We start from the raw sequence: 20329 nt of genomic DNA, 5'->3' as shown, positions 1-20329 counted from the left end.
GGCGGACGGGGGCGCCCCGGCGTACGGTCGGAAGCATGCGCATTGTCATCGCTGGTGGTCATGGTCAGATCGCGCTGCGGCTGGAGCGGTTGCTCGCCGCGCGCGGGGACGAGGCGGCGGGCATCATCCGCAAACCCGGACAGGCGGACGAACTGCGGCGCCTGGGTGCCGAACCGGTCGTGCTGGACCTGGAGTCGGCGTCGGTGGAGGAGGTCGCGGAGCGGCTGGAGGGCGCGGACGCGGCGGTGTTCGCGGCGGGCGCCGGGCCGGGCAGCGGTGTGGGCCGCAAGGAGACGGTGGACAGGGCGGCGGCGGTCCTCTTCGCCGACGCGGCCGTCCGCGCGGGCGTACGGCGCTTCGTGATCGTGTCGTCCATGGGCGCGGACCCGGCGCACGAGGGCGACGAGGTCTTCGACGTGTACCTGCGCGCCAAGGGCGAGGCGGACGCGTACGTACGGGGCCTGGACGCCCTGGACTGGACGGTCCTGCGCCCGGGCCGGCTCACCGACGACGCCGGCACCGGCCGGGTCCGTCTGGAGGCCCACACGGGCAGCGGGCCGATCCCGCGCGACGACGTGGCCGCCGTACTGGCCGAACTGGTGGACTCCCCCGCGACGGCGGGGCTGACCCTGGAACTGATCAGCGGCCCGGCGCCGGTGTCGGTGGCGGTGAAGTCGGTGGCCGGGAACTAGGGCCTGTCCCGCGGTCAGAAGAGGGGCATCTGCCCCGGGAATTCGGGCACGGTGTAGCCGTCCAGCGAGGGCTGTTCCGCGCCGAGTTGGGCGGGCCTGCGCGACCCGGGGCAGGAGGTCAGTTCCCCGATCCGCCGGGCGCCGGGCGGATCGTGCCGCGCGTACCGCCCGGCGACGACGGCGATCTCACGACGGCACACGGGACAGCCACGGCGACGGGACGACATGCGCCCAGTGTGCCCCGCACCCGCCCCACAGGAACACCGGACGCCCACGCACACGAAAAGACCCCTTCCGGACTGCGTTTCCGCAGTCCGGAAGGGGTCTCTTCCCCAGTGTGGCGGCGCCAGGATTCGAACCTGGGAAGGCTGAGCCGGCAGATTTACAGTCTGCTCCCTTTGGCCGCTCGGGCACACCGCCGGGGTTGCTGCCGTCGTACCGCTTTTCGGCGGTGCTCCTTGGCAACGACGTAAACAATACCCGATGGGCAGGGGTGCTCCGCCACCCGATTGATCGCCACCGGGGGGCCCGGCGGGTGACTAGGCTGGTCCGGATGCGGCCGGGTACCGACGCCGGGCTCGGGGGCCGCCTCACGTACGCATCCGGTGCGCTGCCCGGTACGCACCCCGATTCAAGGAGCCACAGGACATGGCCGACTCCAGTTTCGACATCGTCTCGAAGGTCGAGCGGCAGGAGGTCGACAACGCCCTCAACCAGACCGCCAAGGAGATCTCCCAGCGCTACGACTTCAAGGGCGTGGGCGCCTCGATCTCATGGTCCGGGGAGAAGATCCTCATGGAGGCGAACTCCGAGGACCGGGTGAAGGCCGTCCTCGACGTCTTCCAGTCCAAGCTGATCAAGCGGGGCATCTCCCTGAAGGCCCTGGACGCGGGCGAGCCCCAGCTCTCGGGCAAGGAGTACAAGATCTTCGCGTCCATCGAGGAGGGCATCTCCCAGGACAACGCGAAGAAGGTCGCGAAGATCATCCGCGATGAGGGCCCGAAGGGCGTGAAGGCGCAGGTGCAGGGCGACGAGCTACGCGTCAGCTCCAAGAGCCGCGACGATCTGCAGACCGTCATCGCGCTGCTCAAGGGCAAGGACTTCGAATTCGCGCTGCAGTTCGTGAACTACCGGTAGGTCCGGTGACGGACGCGAAGGGCGGGCATCGTGAGGGTGCCCGCCCTTTCCGCCCGCCGGCTGCCGTCCGGGGCGAGCCGCCCGGTCAGCTGCGTGAGTTGCCGAACAGGATGCGGTAGGCGATCAGCAGGACCAGCGAGCCCCCGATCGCGGCGACCCAGGTGGTGCCGTCGTAGAAGTCCTTGGTGACCGGATGGTCGAGCCAACGCGCCGATATCCAGCCGCCGATGAACGCGCCGACGACTCCGATGAGGGTCGTGCCGATGAGGCCGCCCGGGTCGCGGCCGGGTAGCAGGAACTTCGCTATCGCCCCGGCCAGCAGTCCGAGAATGATCCAGCTGATGATCGTCATGCCCTGCACCTGCCCCTTTCCCGCTGCTCTTGCACCCTGACAGACGTCACCCGTCCATCTCGTGGTTGCACCCGCTCAGTAGGGTGCCGTCCCGTGACAGACACCTCCGGTCCTCGGTTGCGGCGCACGCTCGGCGTCGGTGACGCCGTGATCATCGGTCTCGGCTCGATGGTGGGGGCCGGCATCTTCGCCGCCCTCGCCCCCGCCGCGCACGCGGCCGGCTCCGGGCTGCTGCTCGGGCTGGCGGTGGCCGCCGTGATCGCCTACTGCAACGCCACGTCGTCGGCGCGCCTCGCCGCCCTGTACCCGGCGTCGGGCGGCACGTACGTGTACGGGCGTGAGCGGCTCGGGGAGTTCTGGGGTTATCTCGCCGGCTGGGCGTTCGTGGTCGGGAAGACGGCGTCCTGCGCGGCAATGGCGCTCACCGTCGGCGCGTACGTCTGGCCTGGGCAGGCGCACGCCGTGGCGGTCGCCGCCGTCGTGCTGCTGACCGCGGTGAACTACGGCGGTGTCCAGAAGTCCGCGTGGCTGACGCGGGCGATCGTGGGTGTGGTCCTGGCTGTCCTCGCTTGTGTGGTGGTCGTGTGCCTGACGTCGGGGCATACCGATGCCGGGCGGCTGGACATCGGGCTCTCGGGGGGTGTGGGCGGGGTGCTCCAGGCGGCCGGTCTGCTGTTCTTCGCCTTCGCCGGGTACGCCCGTATCGCGACCCTCGGTGAGGAGGTCCGGGATCCGGCACGCACCATTCCGCGGGCGATCCCACTGGCCCTGGGTATCGCGCTGGTGGTGTACGCGGCTGTCGCTGTGGCCGTCCTCTCGGTGCTGGGGTCGACGGGGCTGGGTGATGCCACCGCGCCGCTCACCGACGCCGTGCGGGCCGCGGGGTTCGGCGAGCTGGTGCCGGTGGTGCGGGCGGGTGCTGCGGTGGCCGCGCTGGGTTCGCTGCTCGCCCTGATCCTGGGGGTCTCGCGGACGACGCTGGCCATGGCGCGGGACCGTCATCTGCCGGGTGCTCTCGCGGCCGTGCACCCGCGGTTCCGGGTGCCGCACCGGGCGGAACTGGCCGTGGGCGCGGTGGTCGCCGTCCTGGCCGCCACGGTGGACGTACGGGGCGCGATCGGTTTCTCCTCCTTCGGTGTGCTGGCGTACTACGCGGTGGCCAACGCCTCGGCCTGGACTCTCGACACCCGGCCGGCGGCGAGGGCTCTGCCGGCGCTGGGACTCGCCGGATGCCTGGTACTGGCGTTCTCCCTGCCGTGGATCTCGGTGAGCGCGGGCGCGGGGGTGCTGGCGGCGGGTGCGGCGGCTTACGGCGTGCGGCGGTGGGCGGGGCGGTAGCCCTGTCGCCGGGCTGCCGGGTGACCGGTGGCGCCCCGGCCGTCGTCGGATGCCTCGCGACCGCGCCGTCCGGCGGCGCACGGTACGGCCCCGGGGTGTCGTGGCCGGCCGGCTCGGTCAGGAGGTCCGCAACTGCGTTGCGAGGTCGGTGTAGCCGGGCCAGGGGGGCAGGTCCATGCCCTCGTTGTCCTCCTCGTACCAGCCCGTGCCCTGGATCCAGGAGTGGAGCCAGTCCGTGAGGGCGGGGGCGTCGAGGAACCAGGCGTGGTCGGGGTCGCCCGGGTTGGGTTCGAAGAGGAGGACGGCGGCCCGGGGTGAACGGCAGTCGACGCAGGCGTACATGCCGCAGCCCCAGTGGGATATCGGCAGCACACCCTCCGGCCAGGGCCAGTCGGGATCCTGGCGGCCGCTCTCGCGGTTGGCCAGGTACTGGACCACCGCGGCCGGCTCACCGGAGGGCGGGCCGTCCAGCAGGGGCAGCAGACCGTACTCGGGGCCGAATCCGCCGTCCGCTATGCGCAGATAGAGCTCGGCGAGCAGTGGGGGCAGGGCGAAGCCCAGCGTGCCCTCGGCGCGGGCCAGTGTGGCCGCGTCGACGGGGTCGGGGAGGGAAGGCCAGCCCCATGGGCGGGTGTTGCGGGCCTTGTCCGCCACCTGTGTCAGCAACTGCTCGTGCTCGGTCATGCATTCATCATGCGCGCCGCCACCGACAATCGTGCGGGCCTGTGGACAACCTCCGGCCTGTGGACAACTCCCTCGCCCTGCCAGGCCGTACCACGGTGGACCCGGCCCTGCTGCCCTACCAGCGCGAGGTGTCCGTGAACGCCTGGTCCGTCCGTACGATCTCGCGGCCCAGCGGGAGCAGGGAGACCGGGATCAGCTTGAAGTTGGCGATGCCGAGCGGGATTCCGATGATCGTCACGCACAGGGCGATGCCGGTGACGATGTGGCCGAGCGCAAGCCACCAGCCGGCCAGCAGCAGCCAGAGCACGTTGACGAGGAAGGACGGCGCCCCTGCGTCCCGGCGCTCGACCGTCGTGTATCCGAAGGGCCACAGGGCGTAGACGCCGATCCGGAACGCGGCGACGCCGAAGGGGATACCGATGATGGTGATGCACAGCAGCACGCCCGCGAACAGATAGCCGAGGAAGAGCCAGAAGCCGCTGAACACGAGCCATATGACATTCAGAATGGTCTTCACTGGTGACCTGCCATCCTCTCGAGCCGGGCGATGCGTTCCGCCATCGGCGGGTGGGTGGAGAACATCTTCGAGAACCCCTGGCCGGGGCGGAACGGGTTGGCGATCATCATGTGGCTGGCCGTCTCGATACGGGGCTCGGGGGGCAGAGGGAGCTGTTTGGTGCCGTGTTCCAGCTTGCGCAGCGCGCCCGCGAGGGCCAGGGGGTCGCCGGTGAGCTGGGCGCCCGAGGCGTCCGCCTCGTACTCACGGGAGCGGCTGATGGCCAGCTGGATGAGGGAAGCGGCGAGCGGTCCGAGGATCATGATCAGCAGCATGCCGAGAAGGCCGGGGCCGTCGTCGTCGTCCGAGCGGCCGATCGGGATCAGCCAGGCGAAGTTGACCAGGAACATGATCACGGACGCGAGGGCGCCGGCGACCGAGGAGATCAGGATGTCGCGGTTGTAGACATGGCTCAGCTCATGGCCGATGACACCGCGCAGCTCCCGCTCGTCGAGCAGTCGCAGGATGCCTTCGGTGCAGCACACCGCGGCATTGCGCGGGTTGCGGCCGGTGGCGAAGGCGTTGGGGGCCTCGGTCGGTGAGATGTAGAGCCGGGGCATGGGCTGGCGGGCCTGGGTGGAGAGCTCGCGGACCATCCGGTACAGCCCCGGTGCCTCGAACTCGCTCACCGGGCGGGCGCGCATCGCACGCAGGGCCAGCTTGTCGCTGTTCCAGTACGCGTACGCGTTGGTGCCCAGCGCGATCAGGACGGCGACGACGAGCCCCATGCGGCCGAAGAAGCTGCCGATGACGATGATGAGCGCGGACAGTCCCCCGAGGAGGACTGCGGTCCTGAGCCCGTTGTGCCGGCGGTGCACGGTACGCCCTCCAAATCATGCGGCAGGGGGACCCTTGCTTGCTGATCTTCCTTGTGACCTGCGCTGTCCACTGGTCTCGTGGTGCCACGTCCAGTGGACCCTCCCGTACCGGTCAACGCGAGGCGAAGGGCACTAGTTCCCTTGTGCGCGCGGTGGCGCGTGTCAACCGTCCGGGTGATGGCACGCGCGTGTGCCCGGGTGGAGGGGGTTTCCTCAGAAGAGCCCGGTGCCGGTGAAGCGCAGGACCAGCTGCGGTGCGCCGGACAGGGCGATGCCGAGGACGCCGGTGAGGGCGAGGGCGGCGGTGAGGGGCGCGGGGAGCCGGTGCTTCATGGGTTCGCCCTCGGGAGCGCGGAACAGCAGGGCCGTCCACCGCAGGTAGTAGACCAGCGCGATGACGACGTTGACGGCCATGACGACGGCGAGCCAGCCGAGTCCGGCGTCGACCGCGGCGGAGAACACGGTGACCTTGGCGAAGAGTCCGATGATGCCCGGCGGGAGTCCGGCGAGGCAGAGCAGGAAGAAGCCCAGGAGGAGCGCGGTGAGGGGGCTGGCGGCGTAGAGGCCGCGGTAGTCGGCGACCCGGTTGAGGCGGTGCGCGCGGCCGACGAGGGCGGCCACCGCGAAGGCGCCCAGGTTCACGGCGCCGTACATGAGGGCGTAGGCGACGGTGGAGCCGATCGACTTCTCGGCGTCGCCGGAGTACGCGGCGGCGGCGATCGGTACCAGGAGGTAGCCGGCCTGACCGACGGACGACCAGGCGAGAAGGCGTACGGCGCTGTACGCGCGGGCGGCCTGTTGTGCGAGGGCGCCCACGTTGCCGACGGTCATGGTGAGGGCGGCCAGGGCGGCGAGGGCGGGTCCCCACACATGGGCGTACGACGGGAGGGCGACGACGGTGACGAGGATGAGCCCGGAGAAGCCGACCGCCTTGCCGATGACGGACAGGTAGGCGGCGATGGGCAGGGGGGCGCCCACATAGGTGTCGGGGACCCAGAAGTGGAAGGGGACGGCGGCGGTCTTGAAGGCGAAGCCGACAAGGGTGAGGACGACGCCGGTCTGGGTGAGGGTGTGGAGCTGTCCGTCGACGTTCTGGACGCGTTCGGCGACCAGGGTGAGGTGGAGGGTGCCGGTGGCGGCGTAGACGAAGCTGATGCCGAGCAGGCTGACGGCGGTGGCGGTGACGGAGGACAGGAAGAACTTCAGGGCCGCTTCGGAGGACTTGCGGTCGCCGTGTCTGAGGCCGACGAGGGCGAAGGCGGGCAGGGAGGCGACCTCCAGGGCGACGACGAGGGTCGCGAGGTCGCGTGAGGCGGGCAGGAGGGCGGCGCCGGCGGCGGAGGAGAGGAAGAGGAACCAGTACTCGCCCTCGGGGAGCCGTTTGGAGTCGTCCTTGAGGGCGGTGACGGACAGCAGGGCTGCCAGGAGGGCGCCGCCGAGGACCAGGAACTGGATGGCGAGGGTGAAGCGGTCCGCGGTGTAGCTGCACACTCCCTCGTCGCCGACGAGGCAGAAGGTGCTGCGGTCGGCGTCGAGGAGGGGCAGCAGCATCAGCGTGGCGGCGGCGAGTCCGGCCACCGAGAGCCATCCGAGGAGCGGCTTCCTGGTCTCGCTCACGAACAGGTCGGCGACGAGGACGACGAGTCCGACGACCGCCGTGATGGTGGGCGGCGCGATGGCCAGCCAGTCAACGGACTGGACGAGGGAGCTCATCGGGTGCCTCCTGCGAGGAGCTGCTGCACGGCCGGGTCGGTCAGCCCGAGGAGGGCCTTGGGCCACAGGCCGACGACGACGGTGAGGACGACGAGCGGGGTCCAGGCCGCGAACTCGTAGGAGCGCACGTCCGCGAACCTCGGGGAGTCGTGGGGCGCGGCGCCCATGCAGACCCTGCGTACCACGATCAGCAGGTAGGCGGCGGTCAGCAGGGTGCCGAACGCGCCGATCGCCATGAAGGTGAGGAAGGCGGGGCGGCTGAGGCCTTCGGCGGGGTCGAAGGCGCCGAACAGGGCGAGCATCTCGCCCCAGAATCCGGCGAGGCCGGGCAGGCCGAGGGAGGCGACGGCGGCGAAGGCGAGCAGGCCGCCGAGGCGCGGCGCCCTGCCGTAGAGGGCGGCGCCGGTCTCCTTGGCGAGGGTGTCGAGGTCGGTGCTGCCGGTGCGGTCCTTGAGGCCGCCGACCAGGAAGAACAGCAGTCCGGTGATGAGGCCGTGGGCGATGTTGGCGAACAGGGCGCCGTTGACGCCGGTCGGGGTCATCGTCGCGATGCCGAGGAGGACGAAGCCCATGTGGCCGACGGAGGAGTAGGCGATGAGGCGCTTGAGGTCGCCGTTCGCGCCGCGCCTGGTGAGGGCCAGGCAGGCGAGGGATCCGTAGATGACGCCAACGACGGCGAACGCGGCGAGGTACGGCGCGAAGGTGCGGAAGCCGTCCGGCGCGGCGGGCAGCAGGATGCGTACGAAACCGTACGTGCCCATCTTCAGCAGGACTCCGGCCAGCAGGACCGAGCCGACGGTCGGGGCGGCGGTGTGGGCGTCGGGCAGCCAGCTGTGCAGCGGCCACATCGGGGTCTTGACCGCGAGCCCGATCCCGATCGCCAATACGGCGATGACCTGCACGGATGTGGTCAGTGACCGGCCGTTGTCAGTGGCGAGTGCCACCATGTCGAATGTGCCCGCCTCGATTCCGATCAGGAGCAGGCCGAGCAGCATCACGACGGAGCCGAGCAGCGTGTAGAGGATGAACTTCCAGGCGGCCTCGGCCCGGCCCTCGCCGCCCCAGCGGGCGATGAGGAAGTACATGGGGATGAGGACGGTCTCGAAGGCGAGGAAGAACAGGATCAGGTCGAGGACGGCGAAGGTCGCCAGGGTTCCGGACTCGAGGACCAGCAACAGGGCGACGAACGCCTTCGGGGACGGACCCGTGGGCGGCTTGAAGTAGGAGTGGAGCGCGCAGAGGAAGGTCAGCAGCGCGGTCAGGACCAGAAGGGGGAGGGAAATGCCGTCGGTTCCGAGGTGGATCCGCACGTCGAGTGCGGGGATCCAGCTGATGTCGGTGGTGGCCTGCATCCTCGACGGCTGGTCGTGGTCGAAGCCGAGCGCGAGGACGATCGCCGCGATGAGGACGGCGCCGGTGACGGTGACCCCGTGGCGGAGCACTGCCTGGTCGGGTGACTTCCCCTTCAGTCCGGGCGGGGCCGGCAGGAGAGCGGCGACGGCGCCGAGGAGCGGTCCGACGACGATCAACGCCAGAAGGACCTGCATCACGGACTCGTTGATATCGATCACGCCTGCTCACGCTCCCGTGGCGACGAGGACGGCGACGACCGCGAGGACGACGGTGCCGGCGAGCAGCGCGCTCACATAGGTCTGCAGATTGCCGGTCTGGGCCCGTCGTACGGCGGCGCCGAGCCAGCGGGGCAGCGTGCCCGCGCCCCGTACGTAGGTTTCGACGACCTCGCGGTCGAGGAACCGGACGAGGCTCGCGCCGGCCCGCACCGGGCGGACGAAGAGGGCCGTGTACACGGCGTCCAGGTGGAAGCCGGCGGCCGCGTGGCGGTGCAGCGGGCCGAGCAGCAGCCGGCCGGGGTCGGACGGGTCGGGTGCGTAGGCGATGTCGCCGTAGGCCGGTTCGTGGCTGGCGATGGCCTCCGCCTCGACCAGCCCGGCGTCGCCCTCGGGGTGGGCGGCGACGGCGCCGAGGGGCACGCGGGCGGCGTGTGCGGTGGTGTGCCGCCAGGTGGCGTAGGTGACGATGCCGCCGACCAGGGCCACGCCCGTGCCGAGCACGGAGGTGGTGAGGGTCGGGGTGAGGTCGTGGCCGTCGAACCAGTCCGGCAGGACGCGGAAGGCGAACCCGCCGAGCGCGAGGGACGGTACGGCGAGCACCCACAGCACCGTGGTCATCGTCAGCGGTTGCCTGCCGTGGTCGGGTGCCTCGGGGCCGTGTCCGCGGAAGGCCAGCAGCCACAGCCGTGTCGCGTACGCCGCGGTGAGCAGGGCGGTGACGAGGCCGGCGAGGAGGACGATCCAGCCCGCCGCCGCGGGGGCGTGTCCGGTGTGGCCGGTGACGACGTGTTCGGCGACGCCGAGTACGGCCTCCTTGGAGAAGAAGCCGCTGAAGGGCGGGATCGCGGCGAGCGCGAGGAGCGCCACGGTCATCGTCCAGTAGGCGTCGGGGACGCGGTCGCGCAGGTGGCCCATGCGGGACATGGCGGCCAGCGAGTTGGTGCCGGCGGCGTGGATGATCACGCCGGCGGCGAGGAACAGCAGCGCCTTGAAGGCGCCGTGGGACAGGAGGTGGAAGACGGCGGCGCCGCGGTCGGCGACGGCGAGGGCGCCGGTCATGTAGCCGAGCTGGCCGATCGTCGAGTAGGCGAGGACACGTTTGATGTCGTCCTGGGCGAGGGCGGCGAGCGCCGAGCCGGCCATGGTCACGGCGGCCATGACGGCGAGGACGACCATGGCGGCCTGCGAGGCCTCGAAGAGCGGAAGGAGACGGGCGATGAAGTAGACGCCGGCGGCGACCATGGTCGCGGCGTGGATCAGCGCGGAGACGGGGGTCGGGCCCGCCATCGCGTCGGGGAGCCAGGTGTGCAGCGGGAACTGCGCCGACTTGCCGGCCACGCCCGCCAGGAGCAGCAGGGCGATCAGGGTGGGGTGTTCGATGCCGCCGTTGGCGACGGCGCCGAGGACGCGGGTGATGCGGAAGGACCCGGCTTCGGTGGCGAGGGCGAACAGGCCGATGAGGAAGGGGACGTCGCCGAGTTTGGTGACCAGGAAGGCCTTGAGGGAGGCGGCGCGGGCCTCGGGGGTCTCCCAGTAGTGGCCGACGAGGAAGTAGGAGCAGATGCCCATGACTTCCCAGCCGACCAGCAGGACCATCAGGTCGCCGGAGTAGACGACCAGGAGCATCGCGGAGGTGAACAGGGAGACCAGGGCGGCGTAGGAGGGGTAGCGCGGGTCCTCGCGCAGGTAGCCCGTCGAGTAGATCTGCACGCAGCCGGCGACGACGGTGACGACGACGGCGGTCAGGGCGGCGAAGCCGTCGATGTGCAGGGCGAGTTCCACCGGGACCGAGCCGGTGGGCGTGAGCTCGGTGACGACGTCGACGGCCTGGTGCCCGCCCTGGCGCCGGGCGACCGTGGCGGCCAGTGCGAGGGAGGCGAGGGTCGGCAGGACGGCGAGCGGGCGGACGAAGCCGGGGGCGGTGCGGCCGAGGAGCAGGCCGGCGATCGCGCCGAGGAAGGGAAGGAGGGGGACGAGGACGGCGAGGGTGGTCGTGGTCACGCGGTGGCCTCAGCCTTCTCGCCGGCCGTCCGGGACCCGGGGATTTCACGGCCGGTGGTGTCACTGTCGGGGCCGTCGGGCTCGTGGCCCTCGGCGGTGTCGCGGAGCTTGTCGATGTCCGAGGTGCCGCGGTTGCGGTACACGGCGAGGACGATCGCCAGGCCGATGCCGATCTCGGCGGCGGCGATGGCGATGGTGAACAGGGCGAGGGCCTGGCCGGAGTGCAGGGTGTCCTCGGCGGTCCGGCTGAGCCAGACGTCGAAGGCGACCAGGTTCAGGTTGACGGCGTTGAGCATCAGCTCGACCGACATCAGGACGAGGATCGCGTTGCGGCGGGCGAGGACGCCGTACAGGCCGGTGCAGAAGAGGAGGGCGGACAGGACCGCCGGATAGGCGAGGTGCATCAGCGGGTCCCTTCCGTGTCGCGCCGGGTGTCCGTCGCGTCGGAGGCGGCGTCGGCCTTCGCCTTGCGGGACAGGACGATCGCGCCGACGAGGGCGGCGAGGAGGAGGACGGAGAGGGCCTCGAAGGGGAGGACCCAGTGCTGGAAGAGGCTCGCGCCGGTGACGTCCGTGGAGCCTGCGGGGGCGCCGTCCAGGTCGATCCAGGTGGTGCGGAAGGCGTCGGTGACGACCCAGACGAGGGTGCCGGCGGCGGCCAGGGCCACGGCGAGGGCGACCGGGCGGTTGCCGGAGTCGGCGTCCGGGGAGCGGCCGATGGGGGCCCTGGTGAGCATCAGCCCGAACAGGAGGAGGACGACGACGGAACCGACGTAGATGAGGACCTGCACCCAGGCGATGAACTCGGCGGTCAGCAGGAGGTATTCGACGGCGAGGCCGCCGAGGGCGACCACCAGCCACAGGGCGGCGTGCACCAGCTGCCGGGTGGTGACGGTGATGACGGCGGCCCCGAAGGTGACCAGGCCGACGAGGAGGAAGGCGATCTCCACGCCGGTCGGGGAGAGGAAGCCGTGCGTCCCGGCGGCGGTGGTGGTCGTGGCGTGCGCGGCCGTTCCCGCGGCTGCGGCGAGGGTCACGACTCCCCTTCCTGCGGTTCGGCCTGGGCGGCGGCGAGCTTGTCGGCGGTCTTGCGGGCGGCGGCGAGTTCCTTGGGCTCCTCGGCGCCGGGGTCGAGGGCGGGCGGGGCCGGGACGGTCCACATCCACTCGCGGAGCTTGTCGCGTTCGTGGGTGAGGTCGCGGATGTCGGTCTCGGCGTACTCGAACTCCGGGGACCAGAACAGGGCGTCGAAGGGACACACCTCGATGCAGATACCGCAGTACATGCAGAGGGAGAAGTCGATGGCGAACCGGTCGAGGACGTTGCGGCTGCGGTCGCGGCCGCCGGGGGTCGCCGCCGGCACCGTCTCCTTGTGGGAGTCGATGTAGATGCACCAGTCCGGGCACTCGCGGGCGCACAGCATGCAGACCGTGCAGTTCTCCTCGAACAGGCCGATCACTCCGCGGGTGCGGGGCGGGAGGTCGGGCTGGGTGTCCGGGTAGGGGGCGGTGACGGACTTCTTCGTCATCGTCCGCAGGGTGACGGCCAGGCCCTTGGCCAGGCCGGAGCCGGGGATGGGGGCCATCAGAGGAACACCACCTTGACGACGCCGGTGAGGGCGATCTGGGCGAGGGAGAGGGGGACGAGAAGGGTCCAGGAGAACTTCTGCAGCTGGTCCTCGCGCATCCGGGGGTAGGTGACGCGCAGCCAGATGACGACGAAGGCGAGGACGGCGGTCTTCAGCAGGGTCCAGACCCAGCCGAGCCCGTCGGCGCCCCAGGGGCCGTGCCAGCCGCCCAGGAAGAGGACGGTGGTCAGGCCGCACAGGACGACGATCCCGGCGTACTCGGCGAGGAGGAAGAGCGCAAAGCGCAGGCCGGTGTACTCGGTGTACGCGCCGAAGATGATCTCCGAGTCGGCGACCGGCATGTCGAAGGGCGGCCGCTGCAGTTCGGCGAGGCCGGCGATGAAGAAGACGAGCGCGCCGGTGATCTGCCAGGGCAGCCACCACCACTCGAACGCGTCGAGGATGCCGACGAGGGAGACGGTGCCGGCCGCCATCGCCACCGAGGCGGCGGTGAGGAGCATCGGGAGTTCGTAGGAGAGGAGCTGGGCGGCGGTGCGCAGGCCGCCGAGGAGGGAGAACTTGTTGGCGGAGGCCCACCCGGCCATGAGCGAGCCGAGCACGCCGACGCCCATCACGGCGAGGACGAAGAACACTCCGGCGTCCAGCACCTGGCCGACCGCGCCCTCGCCCGGGCCGATCGGGATGGCGAGCAGCACGAGGAGGTACGGCAGGAGGGCGACGGCGGGGGCGAGCTGGAAGATACGGCGGTCCGCGCCGGCCGGGACCACGTCCTCCTTCTGCGCGAACTTCACGCCGTCGGCGATGAGCTGGGCCCAGCCGTGGAAGCCGCCGGCGTACATCGGGCCGAGGCGGCCCTGCATGTGGGCCATCACCTTGTGCTCGGTCTGACCCACGATCAGGGGGAGGGTGAGGAAGACGACGAACACGACCAGGAGCCGCAGAGCGACGTCGAGCACGTCGTTCACCGCGGGCCTCCTGTGGGGTCGTCGGGGGTGGGGTTGTCGGGGTCGTCGGGGCCGTTCTCCGTGCCGGGGCCGTTCTCCGTGCCGGACTCGTTCTCCGCGCCGGACTCGGGACTCGTACCGGTCCCACGCGCGGCACCGGGGCCCGCCTCGGCCCCGGTTTCCGGCTCCGGGCCGGAGTCCACGGCCGCGTCCCCTTCCGGCCCTTCCGGCTCTTCCGGCTCGCGGGCCGGGTCGGCTTCGGGCTGCGACGCGTCCTTCGGGTCGGATCGGCCGAAGGCCGGGCGGTCGTGGTGCCAGGGGGCGTCCGGGCTGCGTGGGGCGACGGGCGGCTTCTCGTTCCGGCGGTCCTCGGCGGGCGCGGACTCGTCGGCTGTCGCCGCCGGTTCATCCGACGGCTCCGGCGCACCGCGCCGGCTCGCGGACCCCTCGGACGCGGAACGAGCCCGGCGGGGGCCGCCGGACGTGGGAGCGCCGGGGCGCTGTGACGTCGGCCCCTCGCTCGCACCGCGCGCACGGCGTTCGGGGGGAGCCTCCGCCGGTCGGCTCGCGGAGTCCGGGGGCTCAGGGGCCGTTCCACCCGGCCGGCCGGCCGAGTCCGGCGACCCGGGACGCGTGCCCGCCACCTCGCTCGCGGAGTGCGGAGCTTCGGGGCGCCTCTCCGTCTGGCTCGCCGAGCCCTCCGCCGCCGTACGCGTACGCCGCGGACGGGCCGCGGGTTCCGGAGTCGCCGACTGGCTCGCCGAACCCTCGCCCGCCGTACGCGTACGCCGCGGACGGGCCGCGGGTTCCGGAGTCGCCGACTGGCTCGCCGAGCCTTCGCCCGCCGTGCGGGTGCGGCGGGGGCGGTCTGTTGCGGCGCCTGCCGTCGCTCGGGTCGGGCGGGTCGGGGCCGGGGGGAGTTGGCCCTTCTGGGGGCCCCATTCGTTGGGGTCGGGGACGCCCGGCGGAAGCATCTGGCGGCGTTTGGGGGTGCCGTGTTCGGACTCGCCGGGTTCCTTCGCGCCGGGCCAGGCCTTGGCGACCCGGGCGGCGAGGACGAAGTCCTTGCGCAGGGGGTGGCCCTCGAAGCTGTCGGGGAGGAGGAGGTGGTCGAGGCCGGGATGGCCGGTGAAGTCGACGCCGAACATCTCGTGTGTCTCGCGTTCGTGCCACGCGGCACCCGCGTAGACGTCGACGGCGGAGGGCAGCACCGGAGCCTCGTGCGGGACCGTGGTGCGCAGCAGCAGACGCCGTACCGGGGCCAGGGCCGCGACGTGCACCGTGACGCGGAAGCCCGTGCCGGGTTCGTCGACCGCGCTCAGCCAGTCGAAGAAGGTGCAGCCGAGACGGTCGCGCGCGGTCTCCAGGGCGGTGATCCAGGAAGCGGACGGTACGTCGACGGTCAGGACGCCGTACGACTCCTCCGCCGTGGCCTCCGTACCGAAGAGTTCCCCGGCGCCGGCCGGGAGCCAGCCGGCCGCGGTCATCGGCCCTCCCCCTCACCCGAGGGCGGCCGCACCAGCCCGCTCCGCAGCGCCGCCGCGGACGGCCGCGCGCCGGACGCGGATCCGTACCGCTCCCCCAGCGACTCCCGCGCGATCTTCTCCTGGAGTTTCAGGATCCCCTGGAGCAGCGCCTCGGGCCGGGGCGGACAGCCGGGGACGTAGACGTCGACCGGGATGATCTGGTCCACGCCCTTGGTGACGGAGTAGGAGTCCCAGTACGGCCCGCCGCAGTTGCTGCACGCGCCGAAGGAGATGACGTACTTCGGCTCGGGCATCTGCTCGTACAGCCGCTTCACCGCGGGCGCCATCTTGTCGGTGACCGTGCCGGAGACGACCATCAGGTCGGCCTGGCGCGGCCCCGGCGCGAAGGGGATGACGCCGAGGCGGATGAAGTCGTGGCGGGCCATCGACGCGGCGATGAACTCGATCGCGCAGCAGGCGAGGCCGAAGTTGAACACCCACAGCGAGTAGCGGCGGCCCCAGTTGAGGACCACCTTCATCGGCTCGGGGGCCAGCCGGGCGAGCGCGCCGAGCCTCCCCCTGGCTTCGCCGGGGGGACCCCCAGGCTCGGGAAGCAGGACCGGCTCGGAGGCGGCGGCGGGGTTCACGTCCATGTCAGGACGCCCTTCTTGTATGCGTACAGCAGTCCCACGGCGAGGAAGCCGAGGAAGATGAACATCTCCACGAGGGTGGTGGCGCCGTAGCCGTCGGCGGCGAAGACGGTCGCCCAGGGGAAGAGGAAGATCGAGTCGACGGCGAAGATCACGTAGAGGAAGGCGTAGACGTAGTAGCGGACCTGGGTGTGCGCCCAGCCCTCGCCGACGGGGTCGACTCCGCACTCGTACGTCAGCAGTTTCTCCGGTGTCGGGACGACGGGCCGCAGCAGGCGTCCCGCCCCGAAGGCGACGGCGACGAACAGCACGCCGACGGCGGCGAGCAGTCCGACGACCGAGTAGGACTGGAAGTAGTCCGCCGCGACGACGGTGACGACGGTCGGTTCCCGCACGTCCGCCCCTCACTCCCTTGATCGGCGCCCTGGCCCTCACCCGTGCCGTGCCGTTGGTCCGTACCGGTGACCGCCACGGTCCGACGATCTGTACGCACGGGAGTCTAGGCCCTGTTAAAGGCACGGTAAGCAGCCCGTCACGGCTCGGCATGCGGGGGTGGGGATTTCCCCCGTGCGTCCTGGCGGTCCGCCTCATGGCGCGATCCCCCGGCTTTCGGCACGCTAAGCCCCATGACCGAACCTTTCCCGACTCCGGGCACGCCCGTCACCGCGGCCGCGGAGCCGGCCGAGCGCGGCGACCGGCCGCCGCCGGCCCGTTTCGCCTACGACGCGCACACCTGGAAGGAGATCGCCCATCTCCTGGCGAACCTGCCGGTGTCGCTGGTCGGCTTCGTCTACACGGTGACGATGCTGTTCACCGGTGCCGGACTGACCGTCACGGTGATCGGGTTCCCGCTGCTCGCGCTCGGACTCATGGGTTCCCGGCTGCTGGGCAGGCTGGAACGGGCGCGGGCCAGGAAGCTGCTCGGGGTGCGGGTGGACGAGCCGAGCAGGCTGCCGCTGCGGGGCCGTGAGGGGTTCTGGCCGCATCTGTGGATGGCGGTCAGGGACCCGGTGGGCTGGCGCACGGTCCTGTACGAGCTGATACGGCTGCCGTGGGGCATCGCCACGTTCGTCGTGACGCTGACCGGCCTGTTCGTGCTGTGGCCGGTGCTGCCGTTCATCGTGCGGGGCCTGGCCAACGCGGACCGGGCGATGGTGCGCGGACTGCTGTCGCCCTCCGACGAGCTGGAGCGGCGGATCGCGGAGCTGGAGTCGGACCGGGGGGTCGTGGTGGACACGGCGGCGGCGGATCTGCGGCGCATCGAACGGGATCTGCACGACGGGGCGCAGGCCCGGCTGGTCAATCTGGCGATGGGTCTCGGGCTGGCCAAGGAGAAGCTGCTGGAGGATCCCGACGCGGCGGCGACGATGGTCGCGGAGGCGCACGGCGAGGTCAAGCTGGCGCTGCAGGAGCTGCGGGATCTGGCGCGCGGCATCCACCCGGCGGTGCTGACCGACCGGGGTCTGGACGCCGCCCTGTCGTCGGTCGCCTCGCGCTGCACGGTGCCGGTGAAGGTGACCGTCGACCTGGACGAGCGGCCGGCCGCCGCGATCGAGGGCATCGCCTACTTCACCGTCTCGGAGCTGCTGCAGAACGTCAGCAAGCACAGCCGGGCCCGGTCCGCCGCGGTCGACGTGTGGCGGTCGGAGGGCCGGCTGCTGATGCAGGTGTGGGACGACGGGCGCGGCGGCGCGAGCCTGGACGGCGGAACGGGTATGCGGGGCCTCGCCGACCGGCTGGGCGCGGTGGACGGCCTGTTCGTCGTGGAGTCGCCCGAGGGCGGTCCGACGACGGTGACGGCGGAACTGCCGTGGCGGGACCGTTCCGGTGCCCTGGCCGAGGACGCGCGCGGGGCCGGGAAGGCGTCCGTGCGCGGCCGGAGGTAGGGAAAACCCCCCGCCGAAGACTGCGACGGACTCCATGGTCCGGCGACCTGCGACGGAGCAGTCTGGACGTACGACAGCACAGCCGCCGGACGAGGAGAAGGACGACGCCGATGGCCACGGAGTACGGACAGGGCTACGGGTTCCGCACGGACCCCGGACTTCCCGGGCACGCCGGGGAACGGCGGCACCGGCTGCCGGCCGCGCTGCGGGCGCCGGTCGAGGGACGCACCTGGCGCGAGCTGGGATTCGTGCTGCTGAGCCTGCCGATCAGCATTCTGCTGTTCACCTACGCGATCACCATGGTGTCGCTGGGGGCGGGCCTGCTGGTGACGTTCCTCGGGGTCCCGGTGCTGGCGGCGGGGCTCGCCGGCTGCCGCGGGTTCGGGGCGGTGGAGCGGGCGCGGGCGCGCGGGCTGCTGGGCCTGGAGGTGGGCGAGCCGGAGCCGCTGCGGATGAAGCGGCAAGGGTTCACGGCGTGGATGGGCGCCGTACTGAAGAGCGGCGCCTCCTGGCGGGCACTGCTGTACGCGGTGCTCCAGTTCCCGTGGGCGGTGCTGTCCTTCGTGGTGAGCGTGACCGTCTGGTCGGTGGGCTGGTCGTTGCTGACGTATCCGCTGTGGTTCTGGGTGTTCCCGATGTACACCGGGCAGGACGGCATACAGCTGTACGGCGACGAGCGGCACCAGATCTATCTGGACAACCCGTTCGAGATCACGGTCACGGCGGGTGTGGGGCTGCTGTTCACGCTGGCCACGCCGTGGATCGTGCGGGCGCTGACGATGGTGGACCGGGTGATGGTGTACGGGCTGCTGGGACCGTCGCGGCTGGCCACGCGGGTGGTGGAGCTGGAGTCGGACCGGGGGGCCGTGGTGGACACGGCGGCGGCGGACCTGCGGCGCATCGAGCGGGATCTGCACGACGGGGCGCAGGCCCGGCTGGTGGCGCTGGCGATGGATCTGGGGCTGGCGAAGGAGAAGCTGCGGGAGGATCCGCAGGTCGCGGCGCAGATGGTGGACGAGGCGCACGGCGAGGTGAAGACGGCGCTGCAGGAGTTGCGGGATCTGGCGCGGGGGATTCATCCGGCGGTGCTGACGGATCGGGGGCTGGACGCGGCGCTGTCGTCGGTCGCCTCCCGGTGCACGGTTCCGGTGCAGGTGGAGGTGGATCTGGGGGAGCGGCCGGCGCCGGCGATCGAGGGGATCGCGTACTTCACGGTCTCCGAGCTGCTGCAGAACGTGAGCAAGCATGCGCGGGCTACGTGGGCGGCTGTGGAGGTGTGGCGGACGGAGAACCGGCTGATGCTGCAGGTGGTGGACAACGGGGTGGGCGGGGCGGATGTCTCCGCGGGGTCCGGGCTGGCGGGGTTGGCGGAGCGGTTGGACGCGGTGGACGGGATTCTGGTGGTGGATTCCCCCGGCGGGGGGCCGACCCGGGTGACCGCGGAGTTGCCGTGGCGGGCGGAGCGGGTGCGCTGAGGATCGGTGGGGTGGGTGGTGCGGCCGGCACGGGTGCGGCCCGGCGCGGGTGCGGCCCGGCGCGGGCTGCTCCGCGTAGGGGTGGCGTTCGCGCTGCCCGGCGTTTGCGGGGTGCCGTCGCGCCCACCCGTGCGGAGGGGGTGGGCAGGTGCCCGGTGTTGGGGTGCAGCGGGGGGTGTTTGCGCGGCCCGGCGCTTGCGGGGTGCCGTCGCGCCCACCCGTGCCGCCCCAGCGGCACGATTGCCCGCGGAGGGCGGAGGGCGGAGGGGGGAGGGCGGAAGGCTGGGTGGGATGTGCCGTGCCTGCGGCGTGGGGCTCGGGGGTGTGAACCCCCCGATCCGTGTTGTCCCGCCGCGTCCCCCGGCGGAAGCTGGGATGCTGGGCCCGATGACCGGTTCGCCATGGGGGCGGGCCGGGTCGTGGGGCTGTGGGGGACGAGGACGTGGAGGACAGGGTGCGGGTGGTCATCGCCGAGGATTCGGTGCTGCTGCGGGAGGGCCTGACCCGGCTGCTGACCGACCGGGGGCACGAGGTCGTGGCCGGTGTCGGTGACGGGGACGCGCTGATCAAGACCATCACCGAGCTGGACGGGGAGAACCTGCTCCCGGACGTCGTGGTCGCCGACGTCCGGATGCCGCCGACGCACACGGACGAGGGGGTGCGGGCCGCGGTGCAGCTGCGCAAGTCTCATCCGGGCGTCGGGGTGCTGGTGCTGTCGCAGTACGTGGAGGAGCGGTACGCCACGGAGCTGCTGGCCGGTTCCAGCCGTGGGGTCGGCTATCTGCTCAAGGACCGGGTGGCCGAGGTCCGTGAGTTCGTGGACGCGGTGGTGCGGGTGGCGCGGGGCGGTACGGCCCTGGACCCCGAAGTGGTCGCGCAGCTGCTGGGGCGCAGCCGCAAGCAGGACGTGCTCGCGGGGCTCACCCCGCGTGAGCGGGAGGTCCTGGGGCTGATGGCGGAGGGCAGGACGAACTCGGCGATCGCCAGGCAGCTGGTGGTCAGCGACGGTGCCGTGGAGAAGCACGTCAGCAATATCTTCCTGAAGCTGGGGCTGTCCCCGAGCGACGGCGACCACCGCCGGGTGCTGGCCGTGCTCACGTACCTCAAATCCTGAGCGCGCCCGAAATCCTGAGCCCGCCCGCCGCGGAGTCGTCCAACATGCGAATGACCCGAGGAAGGCGACCCTTACGGACGTAGGGTTTATGCGGGGAAGGCCTGCGGGAAGGCCGTCCCGGACAGCCGCCTCGAGGAGGTCCAGTTCAGTGACCAGCCAGGTCAGCAGCGCAACGGAGCAGGCCGACGAAGCAGTCGTAGGAGAGCAGCGCACGACGGCGGGCGCGAAGGACGTCCGCCGGCTCGACCGAGTGATCATCAGGTTCGCGGGGGACTCGGGTGACGGTATGCAGCTCACCGGTGACCGTTTCACCTCGGAGACCGCGTCCTTCGGCAACGATCTGTC

General features: G+C 71.7%; 21 protein-coding genes, 1 tRNA gene and 1 pseudogene. 7 read left to right on the top strand and 16 right to left on the bottom strand.

The features are described 5' to 3' along the window. Positions 1–35 precede the first annotated feature (35 nt). The gene (locus ACGFR9_RS04255; protein WP_393202815.1) at positions 36–692 is read left to right on the top strand and encodes an NAD(P)H-binding protein; all 657 of its coding nucleotides are present in this window, start codon (positions 36–38) and stop codon (positions 690–692) included. A gap of 14 nt (positions 693–706) precedes the next feature. On the opposite strand, the gene ACGFR9_RS04250 is transcribed toward ACGFR9_RS04255, so the two are convergent. Together ACGFR9_RS04250 and ACGFR9_RS04245 are read right to left on the bottom strand one after the other, a co-directional pair. After that, positions 707–919: a hypothetical protein gene (locus ACGFR9_RS04250; protein ID WP_393202813.1), complete on the bottom strand. Its 213-nt coding sequence runs from the start codon at positions 917–919 to the stop codon at positions 707–709. A 111-nt stretch (positions 920–1030) separates the two neighbouring features. After that, positions 1031–1112, bottom strand: a tRNA-Tyr gene (locus tag ACGFR9_RS04245). Between the two features lie 228 nt (positions 1113–1340). On the opposite strand from ACGFR9_RS04245, the gene ACGFR9_RS04240 reads away from it, so the two are divergent. After that, positions 1341–1829, top strand: coding sequence for a YajQ family cyclic di-GMP-binding protein (locus ACGFR9_RS04240; protein ID WP_030220858.1), 489 nt, complete (start codon positions 1341–1343; stop codon positions 1827–1829). Positions 1830–1914: 85 nt separating this feature from the next. On the opposite strand, the gene ACGFR9_RS04235 is transcribed toward ACGFR9_RS04240, so the two are convergent. Continuing rightward, entirely contained in the window at positions 1915–2181 is a 267-nt protein-coding gene (locus ACGFR9_RS04235; RefSeq protein WP_030220856.1) for a GlsB/YeaQ/YmgE family stress response membrane protein, read from the bottom strand. Positions 2182–2274: 93 nt separating this feature from the next. Here ACGFR9_RS04235 and ACGFR9_RS04230 point away from each other — a divergent pair, with 93 nt between their 5' ends. Then, on the top strand, positions 2275–3519 hold the full coding sequence (locus ACGFR9_RS04230) for an APC family permease (RefSeq protein WP_393202810.1): 1245 nt from the start codon (positions 2275–2277) through the stop codon (positions 3517–3519). A 117-nt stretch (positions 3520–3636) separates the two neighbouring features. Here the strand turns inward: ACGFR9_RS04230 and ACGFR9_RS04225 are convergent, their stop codons facing one another. The 13 genes from ACGFR9_RS04225 to ACGFR9_RS04165 form a co-directional block, all read right to left on the bottom strand. Further along, entirely contained in the window at positions 3637–4203 is a 567-nt protein-coding gene (locus ACGFR9_RS04225; RefSeq protein WP_393202808.1) for an SMI1/KNR4 family protein, read from the bottom strand. A gap of 115 nt (positions 4204–4318) precedes the next feature. After that, entirely contained in the window at positions 4319–4720 is a 402-nt protein-coding gene (locus tag ACGFR9_RS04220) for a YccF domain-containing protein (protein ID WP_030220849.1), read from the bottom strand. Beyond that, positions 4717–5577 (bottom strand): zinc metalloprotease HtpX, encoded by an 861-nt coding sequence (htpX, locus tag ACGFR9_RS04215; protein ID WP_393202806.1) that lies wholly within the window; start codon positions 5575–5577, stop codon positions 4717–4719. The genes ACGFR9_RS04220 and htpX overlap by 4 nt, the downstream gene beginning before the upstream one ends. Before the next feature lie 213 nt (positions 5578–5790). Further along, complete coding sequence (locus tag ACGFR9_RS04210; protein WP_393202804.1) at positions 5791–7290, bottom strand: NADH-quinone oxidoreductase subunit N; 1500 nt, start codon at positions 7288–7290, stop codon at positions 5791–5793. Beyond that, positions 7287–8861, bottom strand: coding sequence for an NADH-quinone oxidoreductase subunit M (locus ACGFR9_RS04205; RefSeq protein WP_393202802.1), 1575 nt, complete (start codon positions 8859–8861; stop codon positions 7287–7289). The genes ACGFR9_RS04210 and ACGFR9_RS04205 overlap by 4 nt, the downstream gene beginning before the upstream one ends. Positions 8862–8867: 6 nt before the next feature. Further along, a complete protein-coding gene (locus tag ACGFR9_RS04200; protein ID WP_393202800.1) occupies positions 8868–10862 on the bottom strand; it encodes an NADH-quinone oxidoreductase subunit L in 1995 nt (664 codons plus the stop codon). Continuing rightward, a complete protein-coding gene (gene nuoK / locus ACGFR9_RS04195; RefSeq protein ID WP_393202798.1) occupies positions 10859–11266 on the bottom strand; it encodes an NADH-quinone oxidoreductase subunit NuoK in 408 nt (135 codons plus the stop codon). Before nuoK ends, ACGFR9_RS04200 begins: the two co-directional genes overlap by 4 nt. Further along, positions 11266–11898, bottom strand: a complete 633-nt coding sequence (locus ACGFR9_RS04190; protein ID WP_393202796.1) for an NADH-quinone oxidoreductase subunit J — start codon at positions 11896–11898, stop codon at positions 11266–11268. Before ACGFR9_RS04190 ends, nuoK begins: the two co-directional genes overlap by 1 nt. Then, a complete protein-coding gene (locus ACGFR9_RS04185; protein WP_030220831.1) occupies positions 11895–12446 on the bottom strand; it encodes an NADH-quinone oxidoreductase subunit I in 552 nt (183 codons plus the stop codon). Before ACGFR9_RS04185 ends, ACGFR9_RS04190 begins: the two co-directional genes overlap by 4 nt. Then, positions 12446–13414 carry an NADH-quinone oxidoreductase subunit H gene (locus ACGFR9_RS04180; protein WP_393202794.1) on the bottom strand — a complete coding sequence of 323 codons (969 nt, stop codon included), beginning with the start codon at positions 13412–13414 and terminating at the stop codon, positions 12446–12448. The genes ACGFR9_RS04185 and ACGFR9_RS04180 overlap by 1 nt, the downstream gene beginning before the upstream one ends. Continuing rightward, on the bottom strand, positions 13411–14880 hold the full coding sequence (locus ACGFR9_RS04175) for an NADH-quinone oxidoreductase subunit C (protein WP_393202792.1): 1470 nt from the start codon (positions 14878–14880) through the stop codon (positions 13411–13413). The genes ACGFR9_RS04180 and ACGFR9_RS04175 overlap by 4 nt, the downstream gene beginning before the upstream one ends. Then, positions 14877–15512: an NADH-quinone oxidoreductase subunit B gene (locus ACGFR9_RS04170; RefSeq protein ID WP_393202790.1), complete on the bottom strand. Its 636-nt coding sequence runs from the start codon at positions 15510–15512 to the stop codon at positions 14877–14879. Before ACGFR9_RS04170 ends, ACGFR9_RS04175 begins: the two co-directional genes overlap by 4 nt. Continuing rightward, positions 15503–15904 (bottom strand): NADH-quinone oxidoreductase subunit A, encoded by a 402-nt coding sequence (locus ACGFR9_RS04165; RefSeq protein WP_393202788.1) that lies wholly within the window; start codon positions 15902–15904, stop codon positions 15503–15505. Before ACGFR9_RS04165 ends, ACGFR9_RS04170 begins: the two co-directional genes overlap by 10 nt. Positions 15905–16135: 231 nt before the next feature. On the opposite strand from ACGFR9_RS04165, the gene ACGFR9_RS04160 reads away from it, so the two are divergent. From ACGFR9_RS04160 to ACGFR9_RS04145, 4 genes and pseudogenes are all read left to right on the top strand, one after another. Then, positions 16136–17395 carry a sensor histidine kinase gene (locus ACGFR9_RS04160; protein ID WP_393202786.1) on the top strand — a complete coding sequence of 420 codons (1260 nt, stop codon included), beginning with the start codon at positions 16136–16138 and terminating at the stop codon, positions 17393–17395. A 110-nt stretch (positions 17396–17505) separates the two neighbouring features. After that, the gene (locus tag ACGFR9_RS04155; protein WP_393202784.1) at positions 17506–18870 is read left to right on the top strand and encodes a sensor histidine kinase; all 1365 of its coding nucleotides are present in this window, start codon (positions 17506–17508) and stop codon (positions 18868–18870) included. Between the two features lie 442 nt (positions 18871–19312). Beyond that, a complete protein-coding gene (locus ACGFR9_RS04150) occupies positions 19313–19984 on the top strand; it encodes a response regulator transcription factor (RefSeq protein WP_030220815.1) in 672 nt (223 codons plus the stop codon). Positions 19985–20132: 148 nt separating this feature from the next. After that, positions 20133–20329: pseudogene (locus ACGFR9_RS04145) on the top strand (2-oxoglutarate ferredoxin oxidoreductase subunit alpha); the annotation flags it as partial.

Origin of the sequence: Streptomyces sp. NPDC048584 (assembly GCF_043199595.1) — a bacterium.
Lineage (GTDB): Bacteria > Actinomycetota > Actinomycetes > Streptomycetales > Streptomycetaceae > Streptomyces > Streptomyces edwardsiae.
The sequence above is the reverse complement of the archived record's forward strand: the minus strand, read 5'-3'. Positions and strand labels throughout refer to the sequence as shown.